Source organism: Arthrobacter humicola, assembly GCF_039531445.1.
GTDB classification, from domain to species: Bacteria; Actinomycetota; Actinomycetes; order Actinomycetales; family Micrococcaceae; genus Arthrobacter; species Arthrobacter humicola.
The window spans coordinates 1-18,182 of the sequence record NZ_BAAAQB010000012.1 but is presented as its reverse complement, the minus strand read 5'-3'; the positions used below and the strand labels follow the sequence as shown (position 1 = coordinate 18,182).

Annotated in this window: 15 protein-coding genes and 1 tRNA gene; 3 read left to right on the top strand and 13 right to left on the bottom strand. The window is 66.9% G+C overall.

Going from position 1 to position 18,182, the window contains the following annotated elements:
- Positions 1–24: 24 nt before the first annotated feature.
- From ABD243_RS04515 to galU, 9 genes are all read right to left on the bottom strand, one after another.
- Entirely contained in the window at positions 25–801 is a 777-nt protein-coding gene (locus tag ABD243_RS04515) for a hypothetical protein (protein WP_344362565.1), read from the bottom strand.
- Between the two features lie 195 nt (positions 802–996).
- Positions 997–2,589: an ABC-F family ATP-binding cassette domain-containing protein gene (locus ABD243_RS04510; RefSeq protein ID WP_344362563.1), complete on the bottom strand. Its 1,593-nt coding sequence runs from the start codon at positions 2,587–2,589 to the stop codon at positions 997–999.
- Positions 2,586–3,056, bottom strand: coding sequence for a GatB/YqeY domain-containing protein (locus tag ABD243_RS04505; RefSeq protein WP_344362560.1), 471 nt, complete (start codon positions 3,054–3,056; stop codon positions 2,586–2,588). The genes ABD243_RS04510 and ABD243_RS04505 overlap by 4 nt, the downstream gene beginning before the upstream one ends.
- Positions 3,057–3,081: 25 nt before the next feature.
- On the bottom strand, positions 3,082–3,450 hold the full coding sequence (locus ABD243_RS04500) for a hypothetical protein (RefSeq protein ID WP_344362557.1): 369 nt from the start codon (positions 3,448–3,450) through the stop codon (positions 3,082–3,084).
- Between the two features lie 134 nt (positions 3,451–3,584).
- Positions 3,585–3,657: transfer RNA gene (locus tag ABD243_RS04495), tRNA-Ala, on the bottom strand.
- Between the two features lie 46 nt (positions 3,658–3,703).
- Positions 3,704–4,567: an SDR family oxidoreductase gene (locus ABD243_RS04490; RefSeq protein ID WP_344362555.1), complete on the bottom strand. Its 864-nt coding sequence runs from the start codon at positions 4,565–4,567 to the stop codon at positions 3,704–3,706.
- Positions 4,568–4,687: 120 nt separating this feature from the next.
- Positions 4,688–5,686: a hypothetical protein gene (locus ABD243_RS04485; protein ID WP_344363103.1), complete on the bottom strand. Its 999-nt coding sequence runs from the start codon at positions 5,684–5,686 to the stop codon at positions 4,688–4,690.
- Between the two features lie 142 nt (positions 5,687–5,828).
- A complete protein-coding gene (locus tag ABD243_RS04480; RefSeq protein WP_344362552.1) occupies positions 5,829–6,449 on the bottom strand; it encodes a GNAT family N-acetyltransferase in 621 nt (206 codons plus the stop codon).
- A 5-nt stretch (positions 6,450–6,454) separates the two neighbouring features.
- Positions 6,455–7,372 (bottom strand): UTP--glucose-1-phosphate uridylyltransferase GalU, encoded by a 918-nt coding sequence (gene galU / locus ABD243_RS04475; RefSeq protein ID WP_344362549.1) that lies wholly within the window; start codon positions 7,370–7,372, stop codon positions 6,455–6,457.
- A gap of 106 nt (positions 7,373–7,478) precedes the next feature.
- On the opposite strand from galU, the gene ABD243_RS04470 reads away from it, so the two are divergent.
- The 3 genes from ABD243_RS04470 (at position 7,479) to ABD243_RS04460 (ending at position 9,653) form a co-directional block, all read left to right on the top strand.
- Positions 7,479–8,117 carry a 5-formyltetrahydrofolate cyclo-ligase gene (locus ABD243_RS04470; RefSeq protein ID WP_344362547.1) on the top strand — a complete coding sequence of 213 codons (639 nt, stop codon included), beginning with the start codon at positions 7,479–7,481 and terminating at the stop codon, positions 8,115–8,117.
- A gap of 148 nt (positions 8,118–8,265) precedes the next feature.
- A complete protein-coding gene (locus ABD243_RS04465) occupies positions 8,266–8,523 on the top strand; it encodes an FmdB family zinc ribbon protein (RefSeq protein ID WP_344362545.1) in 258 nt (85 codons plus the stop codon).
- A 500-nt stretch (positions 8,524–9,023) separates the two neighbouring features.
- Positions 9,024–9,653, top strand: coding sequence for an RcpC/CpaB family pilus assembly protein (locus ABD243_RS04460; protein WP_344362542.1), 630 nt, complete (start codon positions 9,024–9,026; stop codon positions 9,651–9,653).
- A gap of 131 nt (positions 9,654–9,784) precedes the next feature.
- Here the strand turns inward: ABD243_RS04460 and ABD243_RS04455 are convergent, their stop codons facing one another.
- The 4 genes from ABD243_RS04455 to ABD243_RS04440 all read right to left on the bottom strand — a co-directional run bounded on the left by ABD243_RS04455 (position 9,785) and on the right by ABD243_RS04440 (position 17,660).
- A complete protein-coding gene (locus ABD243_RS04455; RefSeq protein WP_425547131.1) occupies positions 9,785–14,089 on the bottom strand; it encodes an AAA family ATPase in 4,305 nt (1,434 codons plus the stop codon).
- Between the two features lie 371 nt (positions 14,090–14,460).
- Positions 14,461–16,050: a glutamine-hydrolyzing GMP synthase gene (gene guaA, locus ABD243_RS04450; RefSeq protein ID WP_344362539.1), complete on the bottom strand. Its 1,590-nt coding sequence runs from the start codon at positions 16,048–16,050 to the stop codon at positions 14,461–14,463.
- A 132-nt stretch (positions 16,051–16,182) separates the two neighbouring features.
- Positions 16,183–16,692 (bottom strand): DUF3817 domain-containing protein, encoded by a 510-nt coding sequence (locus ABD243_RS04445; RefSeq protein WP_116765042.1) that lies wholly within the window; start codon positions 16,690–16,692, stop codon positions 16,183–16,185.
- On the bottom strand, positions 16,689–17,660 hold the full coding sequence (locus ABD243_RS04440) for an SURF1 family protein (RefSeq protein ID WP_344362535.1): 972 nt from the start codon (positions 17,658–17,660) through the stop codon (positions 16,689–16,691). The genes ABD243_RS04445 and ABD243_RS04440 overlap by 4 nt, the downstream gene beginning before the upstream one ends.
- Between the last annotated feature and the right edge of the window lie 522 nt (positions 17,661–18,182).

Here is an 18,182-nt window from a genome sequence, read left to right as displayed (position 1 = left end):
CCCCCGCTTTGCAGGGCTTTCTAACTAGTCGTCGTGGCCGTGGCTACCGGAGCCGCCGTGTTCGTTGGACGTGCCGGCATGGTCGCCGCCACCGTCGCCGCGGTGTCCGTCAGCGTTGGCCTGGCCAGCAGCGCGGTGTGCGTCAGCGTTCTGGTGTGCCCATCCGCTGTTGCCGTTCCCTTCGTGGGAACCGTCAGATTCCGGAGCGTCGGCGGAACCCTGTCCGTCATCTTCGGCCGGTGCCGAGGGAGCAGCAGGTGCCGGGGCAGCCGGCGACTCGGGAGTGGCGGGGGCCGCCGGAGCAGAGGCGGGTGCACTCGGCGCAGCGGAATTCTGCTGGTCTTCGCCCTGGTCGTCGCTGCCCTCGTTCCCGCTCTGGTCCGTACCCTGGTCATCCGCTGCCGGAGTTTCCGAGTCAGTGGGATCGCTCGGCGCGGCGGACTCCTGGCCGTCGGCCCCGGGCGTCTGCGACCCGGCCGGATCGCTCGGCTCGGAGGTCGCGGTGTCACTGGGCTCGGACGTCGGGGTGTCGGTCGGGGTGTCGCTCGGCTCAGATGAGGGGCCGTCGCTGGGCTCCGCAGTCGGGCTGTCGCTCGGCTCGGACGTCGGGGTGTCGGTCGGGCTGTCGCTCGGCTCCGCCGTCGGGGAGTCGGTCGACGTCGTCGACGTGGGGTCAGCCGGGAAATCGGCGGTCGCGGCAGCAGCCGCCGCGCCTGCCCCGCCGGTGACGACGACGGATGCAACTACTACTGCCTTGCCGGTGGTGCCCAGTGCGCTGAGCCAGCCGAAAATTCCTGCCATGGGAGATTCCTTTCACAACGGATAGTGAGACCGCTGCCGGTCCCCCACCGGCAGCCAGCGCCACATTACCCTTCAGGATCAGCCGTTTTGCGGCTCATCAGCCGCTTCTGCCCCATCCTGAGCCAATGCTGGGCAAACGCTGAGCTTCCGTTCATCTCCGCGTTCCTTAAGTCGCGTTCTTTGGCCGGCGTCCACTCAGGCGGCGCGGACGTCAACCTCGCCGGGCTGCGAGCCGTCACCGCCGAAGACCAGGTGACGGTTGGCGATTTTCTCACTAAAGAAGCGGTCGTGACTGACCACCACCACCGCCCCGGGGAAGTGGAGCAGTGCCCGCTCCATCACTTGGGTGCTGGTCATGTCGAGGTGGTTGGTGGGCTCATCCAGGAGCAGCACCGAGGCCCCGGACAGAAGGCACTGAGCCATGGCGACGCGTGCTTTCTGTCCACCGGAGAGATTCCCGATCTTCTGTTTGAGGTCGGCCTCGGAGAACTGGAACATCGCGAGGAACCTGTTGACGGACTTCTTCGTGGCGCTGAAGGCGAGGCTGTCCGGCAGCGCGTTGACCGCGTGGGACACGGTGTCGGCGTCGTCGAGCTCATCCAGCATTTGGTTGTATGACACAAAACCCGGCCCCTTGGCCCAGGCCACGTCGCCGGAATCCGCCTGTTCCTCGCCGGTCAGGACTTTGAGCAGCGTTGACTTGCCGCTGCCGTTGGAGCCCAGGACCACAATCCTGTTGCCGCGGCGGATCTCAAAGCTCAGGTCTTCGAACAACACTTTGTCGCCGTAGGACTTGCCCAGCGCTTCGACACGGCAAAGGACATCCTTCACGTGCAGGCCGCCGTAGATCTCCGTGACGATCTGGTCAACCGGCCGGGGCGTGCGCGATTTCTTGATCTTGGCCAACTGGTTCCCAAGCCCGCGGCTGGCGGCCTTGGTGGCCTCGCGGCGGTCGGCGATGCCCTCTGCTTCGAAGGCCAGAAGCTCGGATTCATGGACGAACTGCGCCTCAAGCGTCTTGAGCCGGAACTGCTTCTGGACAACGTACTCGGCGAAATTTCCCGGGTACTCGTGCAGGTGGAAGTTCTCCACCTCGATGATCCGGGTGACGACGGCGTCAAGGAATTTCCGGTCGTGGGAGACGATGATCGCGGCGCCCTTGAAGTCGCGGAACCAGCTTTCCAGCCATTCGACGCCGGCCACATCCAGGAAGTTGGTGGGCTCGTCGAGGAGCAGGACATCCGGGCCCTCCAACAGGATCTTGGCCAGGGCGGCGCGGTTTCGCCAGCCGCCGGACAATTCGTCAATCGAGCAGGTGCGGTGGGCCTCGCTGAACCCCAGCGTGGTCAGGACGGTGTCGATGCGCCGCGTGTAGTCCCATCCGTCGAGGCGGTCCATGTCCTCGAACAGCTCGGCCTGACGCCGGATCAGCCGGTCGAGTTCGGCGCCGTCAGGATCCGCGGCAATGGCAGCGTCAATGGCCGCGAGCTCGGCCTCGGCAGCCTTGATGTCGACGAACAGGCCGTCAAGCACCTCAAGGATTGTTGCCTCGCCGTCGAGCTCGGAAAACTGGGAGAAGTACCCCACCCTTGTTCCCTGTTCCACGGTGACCGTTCCGGCGTGCGGGGAAACCTGGTCCAGGATCAGCTTGAGGATAGTCGTTTTGCCGGAGCCGTTCTTGCCAATCAGACCCACCCGGTCTCCCGGTTCGAGGCGGAAGAACGCCTCGCGGAGGATTTGTGCGTTCTCGAAGCGGACCCCGACGTCGTGCAGCCGGATCAGGCTCATTGCTGCGCGAGACGGTTGCGCACGATTTCGCTGACGGCCTTGCCGTCAAAACGTCCGGCCACCTTGGCGGTGACAGGCTTCATGACTGCCCCGAGCTGGCGAAGAGACAGTTCGACGCCCTCGGCCTTGAGCGCGGCGATGGCCTCGTCCACGATCGTCTCGACCTCCGCCTCGGTGAGTGCCTTGGGCAGGTAGGCCTCGATCACCTCGGCCTCGGCGATCTCGGCGGCGGCACGTTCGGTTTCTCCGGCTTCGGTGTAGATGCGGGCCGTGTCGCGGCGTTTGGCGGCTTCCTTTTGAAGGAGGGAAGTCACCTGCGAGTCGTCCAGGACGATCGGCGTCTTGCCCGACTTCTCCCGGGTTTCGATCTCGCCCAGGACGTTGCGCACAGTGGTGAGGGCAACCTTGTTACGGTCCTTCATGTGGCTCACGACGTCGGCGTGCAGTCGTTCTTTCAGGGTGGTCATTGTTCTCCTCGTGTCACCTACAAGGCTAACGGCAGAACCCGTTGGCCCCGATCGCCGAGAGAATCCGCTGGGCTTCCTCGTCCGAGACAACCGGGACGTCGCCGCTAGTGAATGCCGCCTTCGCCGCGGCGATGAGCTGGTCCGCCGACGATTGCCCCAGCAGCCGGCCGCAGAGGCCGCGGGCCGTCTCGACTGCGTGATCGTTCGACAGGCGCGGGTTGATCTGGGCGAAGGCGGCCAGGAGCGCATCCTGCTGGGCCGGGTTCGGTTTGGGAAGCGACGCCGCCAGCCCCGTGGACGGGCTGCCGGCGGTCGGTTCTGAAGTGGGGGCGGCGGAGCAGGCGGCCAGCAGAAGAGTCAGCAGAACCAGAGCGAGCGAGAGGGTGTTCTTCATGATTCGTGGCCTTGTCTACAGTGGATTTCCGCCCTGGTTTGCGGCACTGGATTCCGGCACTGGCGTGGCTGTCGCGGGCTGCAACGTTCACAGGGCCAGCACGGCAGCTGTTCCGCCGGGCCCCTTACAAGCTGTGGAGCTAAGGAGATTCGAACTCCTGACCTCTTCGATGCGAACGAAGCGCTCTACCAACTGAGCTATAGCCCCGAAGCAACGCCGGTCCTGTCGGAACGGCGTTGCCGGTGTCCCTAGGCTACAAACTATCTGCGCGGTTTGCCAGCCAGCGACGGAATGTCTCGGTGCCGTGTCGCGCTTCCGGCACCAGATTGAGCCCTGCGCGCAGGTAGCGGCCCATCGCTCCCGGCAGCGGCAGGCGCAGCAGGCGGCCCTTCGCGCCGGTGGCCCGTTGCCATTCCCGGGCGAAGTCGGCCATGTCCTTGGCTTCCGGGCCGCCGATGTTCAGCACGCGGTGCCGCGGGCGCGCCGGTTCGGGCACCGGTGCCGTCGCCGTCTCCGGCTCCGGCGCCGGGCCGCGCCCCGAATCCGGTGCCGGCTCCAAGGCGGCCTCCAGGAGCATCGCAGCGACGTCGGCCGGTGAGACGGGCTGGAACCGGGCGCCCCTCACCACGGGGATGACCCTGACCTTTGATCCGGCGCCGAACATCATCGCCAGCAACGAGTGAAACTGGGTGGCCCGCACCACCACCGTCTCGAGCCCGGACAGCTCGTAAACATGCTCCTTCGCCGCCTTCGAGCGGTAGAAGGCATAGCTGCTGTGATCACAGTTCACGATGGAGAGCATCACGGCCCTGGCCGTGCCCGCCTCCTGGGCGGCGGCCAGAAGCCGCGCGCCGCCGTCGGCGAAGTTCTTGCGCGCTTTCCCCGAGCGTCCCTCCAGGCAGTCGACCACGACGTCGGCCCCGGCCAGCGCAACCGCGAGCCCTTCGCCCGTCGTCACGTCCGCGCGGAAGTACTCCGCTCCCCCGCCGCTGCCGGCGGTGCCGGCCGCCGGCGGGTGGCGGCTCAGCACGGCCACGGAATGCCCGGCGTCGAGAGCCTGACGCACCACCTCACGGCCCACTTGGCCGGTTCCACCGGCGACGCAGATCCTTGTCATGACCAGAGGCTACCGCAGCGGCCCGTGCAGCGCTCCCTGCCGGGGCGCTGCGGGGAAAGGAAAACCCCGGACAGCCATCACTGGCTGCCCGGGGCGAAGACTCCAGAAGAACGCAACGGGTCAGGCGCGTCGCCGCTGAAGAACGTCATCGAGGTTGCTCAACGCGCTCTGGGCCTTGCTGAGCTGCTTCGTCTCGGGGTCATCGGCTATCCGGGGATCGGAGACGGCCGGCCGAGCCGAGGCCTGCTTGAGCGACGGCTTGCCGACCGCCTTCGGTGCCTCGGGCAGGTCCAGCGGCTTGGGGGCCGCGCGTTCGGCCTTCGGCGCTTCGACATACGTGGGTTTGGGAACGTCCACGGGCTCCCAGCTGGAGCCTTCCGCCGGTGCCGCCGGTGCGGCTGCCACAGCTGCCGCGGTGTCGCCCGAGGCTGCCGCTTCGGCTAGGGCTGCCTGGCGGAGATCCAGTGCGGTGAGCGGCTTGGGCGACGGTTCCGGTGTGGAGCGGTCCGCTTCGGCGTCGAAGAGCGGATTCTCGGGCCGCACGCCGGGGCGCTCCGCAGGAAGGGTCGGGGTCTCTTCGGGCACCGACGGCCGCACAGGCCTGTGCGCCGGGCTGCCCATGGCTGCACGGAATGCGGCGTTCATTTTCCGCCGGCGGTCGCGGATAGCGAGACGGCGGAGCATTGCCACGGACGCGACGGCGCCCACCAGGGCTGCCACCGGCAGCCAGCCGGATCCGACGCCGAACAGTCGAAGCAGCGCGGACACCACGCCGGTGAGCAGGGAGAGCGTCCCGGCCAGCGCAAGCACCAGCCGGCCCCAGCGAATCCTGAACGCCGGGGAGGCGGCAGCGGGCAGCGGGCTTGCGCCGCGTGTTTCCCTTGGCGTATCCCCGGGCTCTGCGGTGCCGCCGGCAGGTTCTGCGCGCCGGGTGATATTCATGGGCTTCTCCTGCTGCGCCGCCATTTTCATAACCTTCCCCGCTTGTGGGTCTACTGGTTCTATGTCGATGACGTCCGCCAGGAATTCGCCTGCAGGCTGCAGCTGGTGGCGCCCGTTCCGCAGAACGTAGGGTGCCACCCACACGATCCAGAGCGCAACAGCAATGACAAGGATCACAGAGCTGCTAAGAGGGAAGTCCACACTCAAAACCGTATGAGGTATATGGGGTGCTAGGCCGCATTGTCAGGGGTGTGTCGCGGGCGCGCCGGCAATTGGTGGGGGCCGGGGCGTAGTGGCTGGTCAGGCGGCTATCAAGGGCTCACGCCGGCCGGCTCCGCAACCACCGGGCGAGAAGGCCTTCCGGCACTTCCTCAGCCGTGAGCGCGAAGGTGCGGTGGTCGGCCCATTCACCGTTGATGTGCAGGTATCGGGGCCTGAATCCTTCGTCGCGGAACCCGAGTTTTTCCACCACTCGCAGGCTCGGCCCGTTTTCCGGCCTGATGTTGATTTCCATCCTGTGCAGGCCAAGGGTTCCGAAGCAGTAGTCCGTCGCCATGGCCACGGCGGTGGGGGCAATCCCCCGGCCGGCCCGGTCCTGATCGACCCAATAGCCCAACGTCGCCATCATGGCCGATCCCCAAACGATCGAGGACACGGTCAGCTGTCCCACGATCACTGGCTTCTCGTGCCCAGGCCTCCATTCGGCGATCACGAACGGCAGGGCCGTGGCCTGTGCGGCCTGGGCCTTCAGCGACCGCACCATCTGCCGGTAATCCGGCAGGCCGCCGCCGGGGACCGGGTTTGATGCCTCCCAAGGGGCAAGCCACTCGCAGTTGCGTGACCTAAGCGCTGTCCACTCTTTGCGGTCCCGGTACCGGATAGGGCGCAACACGATGTCGCCGCTCTCCAGAGTCACCGGCCAGGTGAAGCTGCCCCCCACGGGAATTACTTGGCGAGGCTGGGGGTAAGGCTGGACGCGAAGCCGGGCAGCCATTCGCGCAGGCCCGGGCCGAGGTCCTCGCTGTCGCAGGCGAGCTGGACACAGGCCTTGAGGTAGCTGAGCTTGTCGCCGGTGTCGTAGCGGCGGCCGCGGAAGACGACGCCGTACACGCCGTAGCCCTCGCCGGTGCCGGTGGAGAGTTCCTGCAGTGCATCCGTCAGCTGGATTTCGCCGCCGCGGCCCGGCGCGGTGCGCTCGAGCACTTCAAAGACGGCCGGGTGCAGGACATAGCGGCCAATGACCGCGAGGTTTGACGGGGCGTCCTCGACGTCGGGCTTCTCCACGAGCTGCTTGACGCGGACGTACTCCTCACCGGCGATCGCCTCGACGTCGGCGCAGCCATAGGCGCTGATCTGGGACGGGTCCACCTCGATCAGCGCGACCACCGACCCGCCGGTCTTGGCCTGTACTTCGATCATGGTGCTGAGGAGCTCATCGCGGGCGTCAATCAGGTCATCGCCCAGGAGCACGGCGAACGGTTCCTGGCCGACGTGCTGCTTGGCCCGGAGGACCGCGTGGCCGAGGCCCATGGGGTCGCCCTGGCGGACGTAGTGGATGTCGCCGAGGTTGCTGGCGGCCTGGATGGACTCGAGCTTTGCCGTGTCACCCTTGGCTTGGAGGGTGGCTTCGAGCGTGGGAACGCGGTCGAAGTGGTCCTCCAACGCCCGCTTGTTGCGGCCCGTGATCATCAGGATGTCGTTCAGGCCGACATTCACGGCCTCCTCGACCACGTACTGGATGGCCGGCTTGTCAACGACAGGCAGCATTTCCTTGGGCATGGCCTTCGTGGCCGGAAGAAACCTGGTACCAAGGCCCGCGGCGGGGATGACGGCCTTGCGGACGGAAGCATTGGGTGTATTCACTCGACTAATCTAACGGAGGGACCAATCATTGCGTAATTATTCGGCCTGCCCCGCGGGCCCCCTGACGTTGCGGAGCAGGCTGCACGATGCAGAGGACGGACCAGTCATGGCGTCAAAAGACGAAATACGCTCCAGCCACAGGGCAAGGCGTGCGGCGCTCCCGTTGGACGCGCTCGATGCCGCAGCGGCAGGCATCACCCGCCACGGACTCGAGTGGGCATCCGATCTGACCGGCGGCCGCCGGGGTACCTTCGCCGCGTATCTGGGCGTGGGCGCCGAACCGCCCACGCTGCCGCTGCTGTCAGCCTTGGTCGATGCCGGGCACCGGGTGCTCCTTCCCGTCTGCGAACCCGAACTCGAACTCAGCTGGGTGTACTGGACTCCGGAATCCGGGTTTGTCCGCAGCCGGTTCGCCCCCATCCAGGAGCCTGTTGGCGAGCGCCACAGCACCGCGGTGACGCTGGACGCCACCGCAATCTTCCTGCCGGCCACTGCAGTGGATTTCTCGGGCAACCGCATCGGACAAGGCGGCGGCTACTACGACAAGTTCCTTGCCACATTGGCCGCCCTGTCCTCCGCGTCCGGCTCGTCCGCGGCCGGCAGGGCGTCCGACGCCGTACCGCTGCCGACTGTCGCCGTCGTCTACGACACTGAGGTACTGCCCGCGGGCAGTATTCCCGCCGAGTCCTTCGACCGGAAGGTCGACGCGGCGCTGACACCGGGCGGGATCATCCGGCTCCGCTGATCGGGGGTCCTGCGGGGGTGATAGAATTAGCACTCAGGCCCTGCGACTGCTAAGACGGAACCCGCCGACAGGTATATCGATAGATATATCGACCGGTCCCGACTCGACAGCACGGGACCTGCTCGTTTGTCCCAGAGGAGGATTTCCAGTGCCCACGTATGCATATGCCTGCAAGGACTGCAGCCACGCCTTCGAGATCGTGCAGTCGTTCAGCGACAACTCCCTGACGTCCTGCCCCGAGTGCCAGGGCACGCTGCGCAAGAAGTTCAACAGCGTCGGCGTTGTATTCAAGGGATCCGGCTTCTACCGGACCGATTCGCGCGACACCAAGGGCAGCACAGTTGCCCCGGCCCCCGCTGCGGCTCCCGCACCCGCAACGGCGCCTGCCCCGGCCGCCGCCAGCTAGGGTCCCAAGGCTGCCATCCGTGCAGCCCTGGTGCACCGTCTCCGGACGGAACCGTCCGCCTAGCCTCCGGCCGCCGCCCCGGAGCGTTGTTCGCGAAAGACACCGCTGCCAAGGCAGCACCGTGGCCGCAGTCCCTGTGCCGTGCAATCGCGCACTAATGCCGGCATGCCGCAGCCTACACAGTCCTTCCTGCCTCCCGTTGTCCACATAAGCAGTTCCGCGACTCCCGCGAGCATGCCAGAGTCCGTAGCGTGGCGGCCATGGCACCCTCACTCAACCCGGCTTCCTGGCCGTCTTTCAAGGCCTCTTCGCTGCCGCCCCGGCCCGGGAACGGAGCGATGCCCGCCAGCTGGGCACGCTCCGGGATCCGCTCCGCTGGCCTCCTTCCGCCCACGTTTCCTTCTGCCGGCAGCTCCATCCGGAATTACACCCGGCCCGGGAGGCCGCCCCGGCAGCGGTTGCCGCGCGGCAGGCCGCCGCGACGCCGCCTGGGCAACTGGTTGAGCCGGAACCGCCGGCTGCTGGCGGCGCTCATGTTGTGCATCGCCGCTGGCCTGACTGTTCAGCAGCTAACTCCTGCGCCCGCCGACACCGCCACTGCGTTCGCAGCCGTAGCGGATCTTCCCGCCGGAAAAACCCTGGAACCAGGCGACGTCCGCATGATGAGCATCCCGCCCGGCCTAGTGCCGGCCGGCAGCCCGGGCGGCGAAAACGCGTTCGAGGGCAAGCAGTTGGCCGCACCGCTGCGCCAAGGCCAGCTCCTCACCGACGCCCAGATCCTTGGCCCTGGCCTGCTGGCCGGAAGCCCGCCCGGTTCCGCAGCCGTACCGCTCAGGATGGCGGATCCTGCGTCTATCCGGCTGCTCTCCCCCGGACAACTCGTGAACGTGGTGCTCACCGCCGGCAGCGGCTTCGAACAAGCCGCTGAAGGCCAAATCCTGGCCGAAGCCGTCCCTGTACTGTGGACCTCCGTGCAGGGCGGCAAGACGGGCCAGTGGTTGCCCGCAGCGGACGCTGACGCGGACGGGCTCATCGTCGTGGCAGCCGCGGCCGATCAGGCGCGGCGATTGGCCGGCGCATCAACCCAAGGCAAGCTGTTCTTCGTGCTTGTGGCGGCAGCGCCGGGGTGAGTGGCTGGGTGACTGGCGTGCACACTCTCGCCATGGCGAGCGCCCGGCTAAGTCCCCGACCGCCGGCCGGTAGTCCCTGAGACCGATTGCGGTCGCCGGCGCCGCCGGCTACTCGGCACCGGCCTTACATCTCAACCCCAGTGCGGAGGCTTCTGCTCCTGGAGCCACGCATCGTGGTCGTAGTTCTCGGGCTGGTCGCCCCAGCGCCGCGGGTCGTCTTCGGCCGCCTTGTTCGGCAGCACTGCCCCGGCAGCCGTTGCTGGCGCCGCCGCGCGCCGGGACTTCTCCTTTGGCGTCGCCTGCTCCCGCGCTTCTCCGGCGGGCTGCCCCGCTGCCGACTCCCCCGCCGCCGGTTCCCGGGCCGCCGACCCGGAGTCGCCGTTCGCTTCAGCCGCGGTAGCGCCGCTGCTGTTCTGGATGTCGCCGTCTGCACTCATGGCGCCGGACTCCTTACTGCCTGTACTGCCTGTCATACCATTGTTGCCGGTCGTGGCTGCACCGTTTATGGTCCCAGCCTCTGGCCTCAGCAGGGGCGTAGCACCTGACTCGTGCGCATCCCCCGGCCGCGCTGCAGACTGAGTGGACGCGGCCTCGCGCCCATGAAAATCATCTCCCGCCGGTGCGTGCCCTGAGAAGACGTGGCTTTCCTGGCCCCGGGCGTCGTTGATCGCCAGGTTTTCAATGTCGTCGTCGAAGAACCCGTGGGATGCCCGGAGCCGACTGGACACGGCAGGCTTCTCCAACCCGAGGTAGCCGCCAATCCGGTCGGCGCAGGCCGAAGGATCAGTGAAGACCTCAATGGTCCACAGCGGCATATAACGCCAGCCAAGCCGCTCAAGCAGTTGCGGCCGGAGCCGGCTCCGTTCGCGGACGCTCATTCGCCGGTAGTGGCCGGTGCCGTCGGACTCAATCGCCACTGGACGGGGAATCTCCGCATCCTCCTGGCCGATCGTGGTCATCGGATCGGCGGCGGCCACCATGTTGAGGACGCCGTCGTACTGGTGCCACACGCGCGCACCGCGGGCCCGGAGCCGGTCGCCCAGGTCTGCCACGAGCGGATCAGCGCCGAGCGCCTGCTCGCTGGCGGCCGCCCGGGATGCGGGGCTGCCCAGATCCGTATTCCCCGCGATCTCGCGGTCCAGTAGTTCGTAGAAATCCACGGCACCATGGCTCAGGCGGCTGACGTCGAGGTCCTCGGGGCGGAAGCAACTGAGCACGTGCAGGGATCGCCGCGCACGCGTCATCGCCAAGGCGAATTTAGCGCGTCCGCCGTCGGCGGAGAGCGGGCCAAGGCTGTGGAGCGTGCGCCCGTGCGGCGTGCGCCCATAGCCCGGGGAGAAAATGACGTGGTCGCGGACTAGCCCCTGGGCCCGTTCGAGATCCACGACGCGGAAGGATTCCTCCCCTGCTGTGAAGAAACTGCCGAGCATCGGGTAGTTGGGCAGTTGGGCCCGGATGGCTTCGCCGATCCGGGCGGCGTGACGGAGGCTGCCGGTCACCACAGCCAGCGAGGTCCGGGGACGGAGCCGGGCGTGCTCGAAGACTAACTCCACCGCACGGTTCACCTCGGCAACCACCGATTCAACGCCGTCGTGGTCGGCGCTGGGCAGCCCTGTGCCATCGGGAAGGTATTCCACGCTGAGGGCACGGTCGAGGCCTGTGGCGGATTGCCCTTCCGGGAGCCGTGTGAGTTCCCCGCCGTAATATCCCTTGCTGAGCTGGCGCACCAGGTCTTCATCGACCGCGCGGTACACGGTCCTCAGGTTCCACACGGGCAGTACGGCAGTCAGCGCACGGTAAGCACTCTCGACGCTCTGGTAGGAGCTCTCCCCTGCGGCGAGCCGTTCGACCCCCACGGTGAAGGTTCGCGGGCTGGCGATCTGGTCATCGCCGAAAGCTATGACCTGCCGGGCCCGGGCGATAGCCGGGAGGACGGCCTGCAGCGATGTTGTCTCGGCGTCCAGGATCACTACGGCATCAAAGGTCTGCTCGATCGGCAGGAGGCCCGTCATGAGGTACGGGCTGACGGACCATACAGGAACGAGTGTGGGCAGCAGCTCCTGCGCCTGGCCGCTGAGTGCCGCAAGGGTAACCCTGCCGTCCTTCAGCAGACTGCGCAGCAGCTCGGCCTGGCGCGGGTATGCCTCGATGGCCGTGCGCCAGCGCTCGGACAGGTTCCACCGGAGCCGGGCAGCGCCGCTGGCGATATGGGCGTTGTCAGCGAGCCGGTACTCCGCTTCCAGCTGGCGCAGGGCGTCGCCGTCGGACATGGCGAGGTAGTCATCGCCGCTAATCATGGCTTCCAGGGCCGACTGCCACCAGGCCAGCTCGAGTTCTGCGGTCACAGATCCCTCGGGGACCTCACGCTCGGCCAGGTCGGCGAGCAGCTCGCCCAACCCGTGCTCGCGCATGCTCTCGACCAACAGCGTACGCTCCGGGAGGGTTTCGAGTGTCGCGGTGTCGGCGACGAGTCGCTGAACGCGGGTCAGGAGATCGGCATAGGGCACGCGGTCCAGATCGCCGCCTGCGGCGGTGTGCTTGACTGCCTGGCCCAGTTCGGCCAGTTCTGACTCAAGCTCCCGGTAGAGGCCGGAGATTTCGGCCAGCCCGGACGGCACGGCAGGGTGCCGCTGCGTCGTGGCATACCCGGCCCACGCGGCGCGCTGCTCCTGCACGAGGACCAGAGAGCTGTGCAGGTCCGCGATGTGCACGCCGGGACGGACATATTCCTTGGCCACCCGGCGCAGGCGGGACCGCTGCATGGAGGGCATCTCGATCCCCCGTTCCCGGCGCCAGACGGAGGGCGCCGTGGCCGAGATGAGGTCATGGACGGGCCGGTCAAAGATGTCGGGAGTGAACTTGTCCAGGCTTTCGCGGACGGCCACGAGCAGTTCGATCTGTTCGCCCCATTCGGTGAAAGTCCCGCCGAGGCGAATCTCGGCGTGTTCTGCCACCTCGTCCATTCGCCCGCGCAGCAGCGGCAGCTTCTCCGCGACGGACCGTGCAACCGCCTGCGCTTCCTGCGTCTCCTTGCGGGTCAGGAGCCGTGCTCCGTGCCAGGGGCTGGTGGTCGACGCACGGCTGAAACCGCCGAGTTCGGCAGCGCGGCGGAGCCTGCCGGCGAGCTCCTCGCGGTCCCGGATGTTATCCAGCACGCTGCGCTTGAGCCGGACCGTCGTGGCTGGCGCCGGCTGGATGGAGGTCAGTTCGGCCAGCGACTGCATGGCCTCGTACGGGGAACAGCCCCAGCGTTCCCGGACGTTGTGCAGCGAGGCAACATGGTCCATCAGGGCGTGCCGGTGCCCCGTCAGCGTGGCGTGCAGGTTGCTTAGCTGCGGTTGGAGCGACTTCTCGTTGCGGACGATCGCCCGGACCAGTTGGCCCTTGAGCTGCAGCGGGCTGGCATTGCCGGCGAGCTGCAGCAGTACGGAATCCAGGCCAAGGCTCTCCAGCTGGGCGGAGATTTCGGCGAGGCTGGCGCGCCTGTCGCCCACTACCAGGACGGTCTTGCCCTCGTCGACGAGGGCGCCGATGGTGTTGATGGCGGTCTGGGTCTGGCCGGTGCCCGGCGGGCTGCTGACCACCAGCGAGTCGCCCGCCCGAACGGCGTCGACGACGTACTGCTGGTCCGTGTCGGCGTCGAGCAGCAGAAGCTCATCGGCGGGGTCCCGCTCATCCGTGCTGGGGAAACGCCCAGGTTCAAGCACGGGCACCTCGACCAGTTCGCCGGAACCGGACCGGGCCAGGGCGGTGACGAGGGGGTTGTTCGGGTTGATCCACGGGTCATCCAGGTTGCCGGAGAGGTCGGCAAACGTGGAGACGAGGAGGTTGTGCTCTATCTCGGCACCGGCAATCGGCTGGATCAGCGTGCCCAGGCGGTCCAGGACCGGCTGGGGGTCATAACGCGCCGTGCTGTAGGCCATCCGCGTGACCGCGCTGACGTCAAAGACGATCCCGTGGACTGACTTGAGGTGCCGGACCAGTGCGGGGTTGATCTGCGCCTGTTCGGTGAGTTGCAGTTCGTAGTCGTCCTCGCCGGGGCGCACCGTGAGGGAAATGGCGGTGAGCATGACCGGGGCGGAAATTCGCTGCGGTTTACCTCCGACGGCGGACGTCCAGACGACCGTGCCGGCCGAGAAATAGCCCGCGTCAATGCCGCGGTCGTTGGCGAGTTCGAAGATTTTCGAGCGCAGGTTGCGCGAGGCCCTGGCGGCAATCACGTACTGCTGGCGGTCCCGGATCAGGGTTGAGAGCCGGGTGCGCCGGCCTGCCATGAGCTGGGCAAGCCCCGACGGATGGGCATGGGTCAGGTCAATCGAGCCTTCGGGCGTCTTGGTGAAGCGCAGCATCGTATCTGCTCCGGTGACGGGTTTGAGCCCCGACAGCCATTTCCTGAACTCCTCGGAGCCCTCGGGGTGGCCTTGACCAACTGACACTGCTGCCTTCTTTTCTATGCTCGACTTCTCTGTGCTGGATGTCTCCATGCCGGACTTCTCCGGGCTGGATTTCTCCGGGCTGGATTTCTCCCGGCCGGATTCCTCCATGCCGGACCGCGGCGGGCTCGCCTTTAGCGCGTTCGACGTGTCAACGCGTGTCTGTGTTGCGTCCGCGCTTTCCATGGCCGCGTTTTGTGTGCTCGCGGTTGCCTGGCTCGCGCGGGACGCCTTGGACCATACCGGCATGCCTTCGAGGGTAGCCCGAATCAGGGGCACCTGCGGGGCCGCAACACTGAGCGGTGCGAAATTCAACCCGAATTGCCAGAAACAAAATGAAATGGCCGGCCTCGAAAGGCCGGCCATTCACACTGCTATTCCCACTCGATGGTTCCCGGCGGCTTGCTGGTCACGTCCAGCACCACACGGTTGACGCCGTCCACCTCATTGGTGATCCGGTTGGAGATCCGGGCCAGGAGATCGTAGGGCAGCCGCGACCAGTCCGCCGTCATGGCGTCCTCGGAGGACACGGGACGGAGCACGATCGGGTGTCCGTAGGTGCGTCCGTCACCCTGGACGCCTACGCTGCGGACATCCGCCAGCAGCACGACGGGCATCTGCCAGACCTCGTTGTCGAGTCCGGCCGCGGTCAGCTCGGCGCGGGCGATCGCGTCGGCCTTGCGGAGCAGGTCGAGGCGTTCCTTGGTGACGTCGCCGACGATCCGGATGCCCAGGCCGGGTCCGGGGAACGGCTGGCGGCCGACGATTTCCTGCGGGAGGCCGAGTTGAGCGCCGACCGCGCGGACCTCGTCCTTGAACAGGGCGCGCAGCGGCTCAACGAGTTCAAACTGCAGGTCCTCGGGCAGGCCGCCCACGTTGTGGTGGCTCTTGATGTTGGCTGCACCTTCGCCACCGCCGGATTCGACGACGTCGGGATACAGGGTGCCCTGGACGAGGAACTTGATCTTTTCGCCGTGCGCCGCTGCCTCGGCGATGATCGCCAGTTCGGCTTCCTCGAAGGCGCGGATGAATTCGCGGCCGATGATCTTGCGCTTGGTCTCGGGATCGCTGACACCGGCCAGGGCGCTCAGGAACCGCTCCTGCTCGTTGGCGACGTAGAGCTTGACGCCGGTTGCGGCCACGAAGTCGCGTTCGACCTGTTCGGCCTCGCCCTCGCGCAGCAGGCCGTGGTCCACGAAAACGCAGGTCAGCTGGTCGCCGACCGCGCGCTGCACCAGGGCGGCAGCCACTGCAGAGTCGACGCCGCCGGACAGTCCGCAGATGACCCGGGCATCGCCGATCTGCTCACGGATCCGGTCAACCTGTTCCTCGAGAATGTTGCCTGCAGTCCAGTTCGGTTCCAGCTTGGCGCCCTTGAACAGGAAGTTCTCCAGGACCTGCTGGCCGTAGGCCGAGTGCTTGACCTCGGGGTGCCACTGCACGCCGTAGAGGCATTTCTCTTCGTTGGCGAAGGCCGCCACCTCGGCGCCTGCCGTCGTCGCGAGAACCTCGAAGCCTTCAGGGGCCTCATGGACGGAGTCGCCGTGGCTCATCCACGTGCTCTGGTGCTGAGGCATGCCAGCCAGGATGGACCGGCCTTCACCCAAGGTGGTGGTCTCGGTGGCACCGTACTCGCGAAGACCCGTCTGGGCTACCTTGCCGCCGAGGGCATTGGCCATGGCTTGGAAGCCGTAGCAGATGCCGAAGACGGGGACACCGGCTTCGAAGAGATCGGCGCCAACGCTCGGGGCGCCTTCGGCGTAAACGCTTGCGGGTCCGCCCGAGAGGATGATCGCGGCGGGGTTTTTGGCCAGCAGCTGCTCGGTGGTGAAGGTATGCGGAACCACTTCCGAATACACATTCGCTTCCCGGACGCGGCGGGCAATCAGCTGCGCGTACTGGGCACCGTAGTCAACAACCAGAACCGGCCTGTGGGACGTCTGGGATGCAGTGGGAGTAGTCACCCCACTAGCCTACTTTGCGCCGCTACCCGCCCGCACATTGAGAAGCCGCTGTGGGCCTCGAATCACGCCCCGGGTAAGCGAACTCACACGCCCGACGGCGGCTGCTGCCGCTGTTCGCGGCATCTCCCCGGCTCAGTAGCGCTGGGGAGCCTGGGGGTTCGCCGCGAGTTCGGCCTCGACCTCTGCGTGGAACTTCTTCTCGACGAAGAAGGACAGGAACGGCACGACGCCGCCGAGGGCCAGGATCACCAGTTTGCTGAACGGCCAGCGCATGAGCGACCACAGCCGGAAGTTGGAAATCAGGTACACGACATACATCCAGCCGTGCACGATCAGCACCGTTATGGAGAGGTTGACGCCCCCGATCACTCCTGGCGGCTCGGCGTCGGCGAAGCCCAGGCCGAACGGCTGGCCGGTAACGGCGTCGGTGCCGCCGACGTAGAGATACTGCCCGAAGCCGTACCGGGCGATCAGCTCGGCGCACAGCAGAAGTAGCATCGAGCCCGTCAGGTAGGCGAGCACTTTGTAGAACTTCAGGGCGGACCGGATTTGGGCCTCGGTGCCGCCGAAGCGACGCTTCTTGCCGGTTGTCCCCGTGCCGTTGGTTGGCTGCGGTTGGATGGCGGGTTGGGGCTCGATCATGATTGCACTCTCGGGTCTGTGGGATTGGGGGCTGTGCGATGCGCTTCGGCTGCCGGCGGCTGCGGGTGTTCGGAGGTGCCGGGCACCTGTCCGGCCCGTTCCTTGACCGACTCCTCGGCCGGGTCCGAGTCCAGTTGCGCCACCGGATCCTTGTCCGGTTGCGCGGCCGATTCCGCGGCTGATTCCGCGTCAAGGGCGTCTTCGAGGTCGCGGCGGTAGTCGTCTTTGACCAGACGCCACCAGATGAACAACGCGAACCCGGCAAAGACCACCCATTCCACGGAATAGAACAGGTTTAGCCAGTTGACCTGCTGCGCAGGCGGCTGCGGGCCAATCAGAAGGGGTTTGACGTCGCCTCCGGTGGCAAGCGCACCGACGTCGGTGCTGCCGGAGAGTTCCGTCTTTGCCGCGACAAATCCCGGGTAGCTGCTGACGTTCCAGTCGTTGATGAGTTCGGCGACCGAAACGGCACTCGCGCGGCCGGGTCCGGGGTCGGTATTCGCCAGCGGAGATTCGGACGGCAGTAGCCGCCCGGTCAGTGCGATGGTGCCCGACGGCGGCGCGACGGCGTCCGAGGGATCAGCGATCCAGCCGCGGGCGACCGGAATCCAGGTCTGCGGTGTGGCCCCGCCGCCCTTCAGGACAGGAGCATCCTTGACGGCGAAGGCGGAAACGATCCAGTAGCCCTTGGCCCCGTCATTCAGTCGCCCCGGGACGAGGACCTGTTTCTGGGGGTCATAACTTCCGGTGGCCGAGACCATCTGATCAGCCACCGAACCAGGGAAAAATCCGCCCGGCTGCAGGACCGACGTAAGTTGGCGAGTTTCCTCGGTTGTGGTGGAGACCGGGGCTTCGGGTTGTGTTGAGCGGCCAAACTGCCACTGGCTCAGCAGCACAAAGACCCCGGAAATGGCGATCGCGAACACGAGTCCTGCGATCCAGCGGGGTTTGAGGGCAGTTTTCAGCACCTCTTAACCGTACTTCGTCCCCCTGTAGAACAACGAAACGGGCCGACGCCGGACCCAGCCCTTTCTGACCAGCCAACGACGAGGTCGCCACGACCGGACCTAGTTGTGGTGATGCCGAGCTTGCCGTCCCCCGGGCGTCGGATATGCGGCCGTCATGAGGAGCCGCCTTCGCCAACCGGGCCTCGATCGCAGGCCGTCGTCAGGTTCCCTGGCACCGGTTGGGACTCGGTCGTAGGGCCGTCATGAGGAGCCGTCGTCTCTGTCCCGGCCACTGTCGTAAGTCCTGGTCACGTTCACTGGCCACAGGAACAGGGCGGGACTCGGTCATGCCGCCGTCGTTAGGAGCCGCCTTCGCCGCCCTGATCACGCCGTCACTGCCTGGTCCACTTGGCTGGCACGTTAGCCCGGATCACGCCGCCACCGCCGGGTCCGTGATTACACGGCCGGCACGTCAGCCCGGATGACGCCGCCACTGACCGGTCTGCCGCCATAGGCCGCGTTGAGGTGCTGCGGTGCCACTCT

What these genes read in the sequence shown, in the direction of transcription:
- ABD243_RS04500 (WP_344362557.1), bottom strand. Translation starts at nt 3,450, where the DNA reads ATGAAGAACACCCTCTCGCTCGCTCTGGTTCTGCTGACTCTTCTGCTG.
- ABD243_RS04445 (WP_116765042.1), bottom strand. Translation starts at nt 16,692, where the DNA reads ATGATCGAGCCCCAACCCGCCATCCAACCGCAGCCAACCAACGGCACG.
- ABD243_RS04515 (WP_344362565.1), bottom strand. Translation starts at nt 801, where the DNA reads ATGGCAGGAATTTTCGGCTGGCTCAGCGCACTGGGCACCACCGGCAAG.
- ABD243_RS04510 (WP_344362563.1), bottom strand. Translation starts at nt 2,589, where the DNA reads ATGAGCCTGATCCGGCTGCACGACGTCGGGGTCCGCTTCGAGAACGCA.
- ABD243_RS04470 (WP_344362547.1), top strand. Translation starts at nt 7,479, where the DNA reads ATGGCGTCAAAAGACGAAATACGCTCCAGCCACAGGGCAAGGCGTGCG.
- ABD243_RS04490 (WP_344362555.1), bottom strand. Translation starts at nt 4,567, where the DNA reads ATGACAAGGATCTGCGTCGCCGGTGGAACCGGCCAAGTGGGCCGTGAG.
- ABD243_RS04505 (WP_344362560.1), bottom strand. Translation starts at nt 3,056, where the DNA reads ATGACCACCCTGAAAGAACGACTGCACGCCGACGTCGTGAGCCACATG.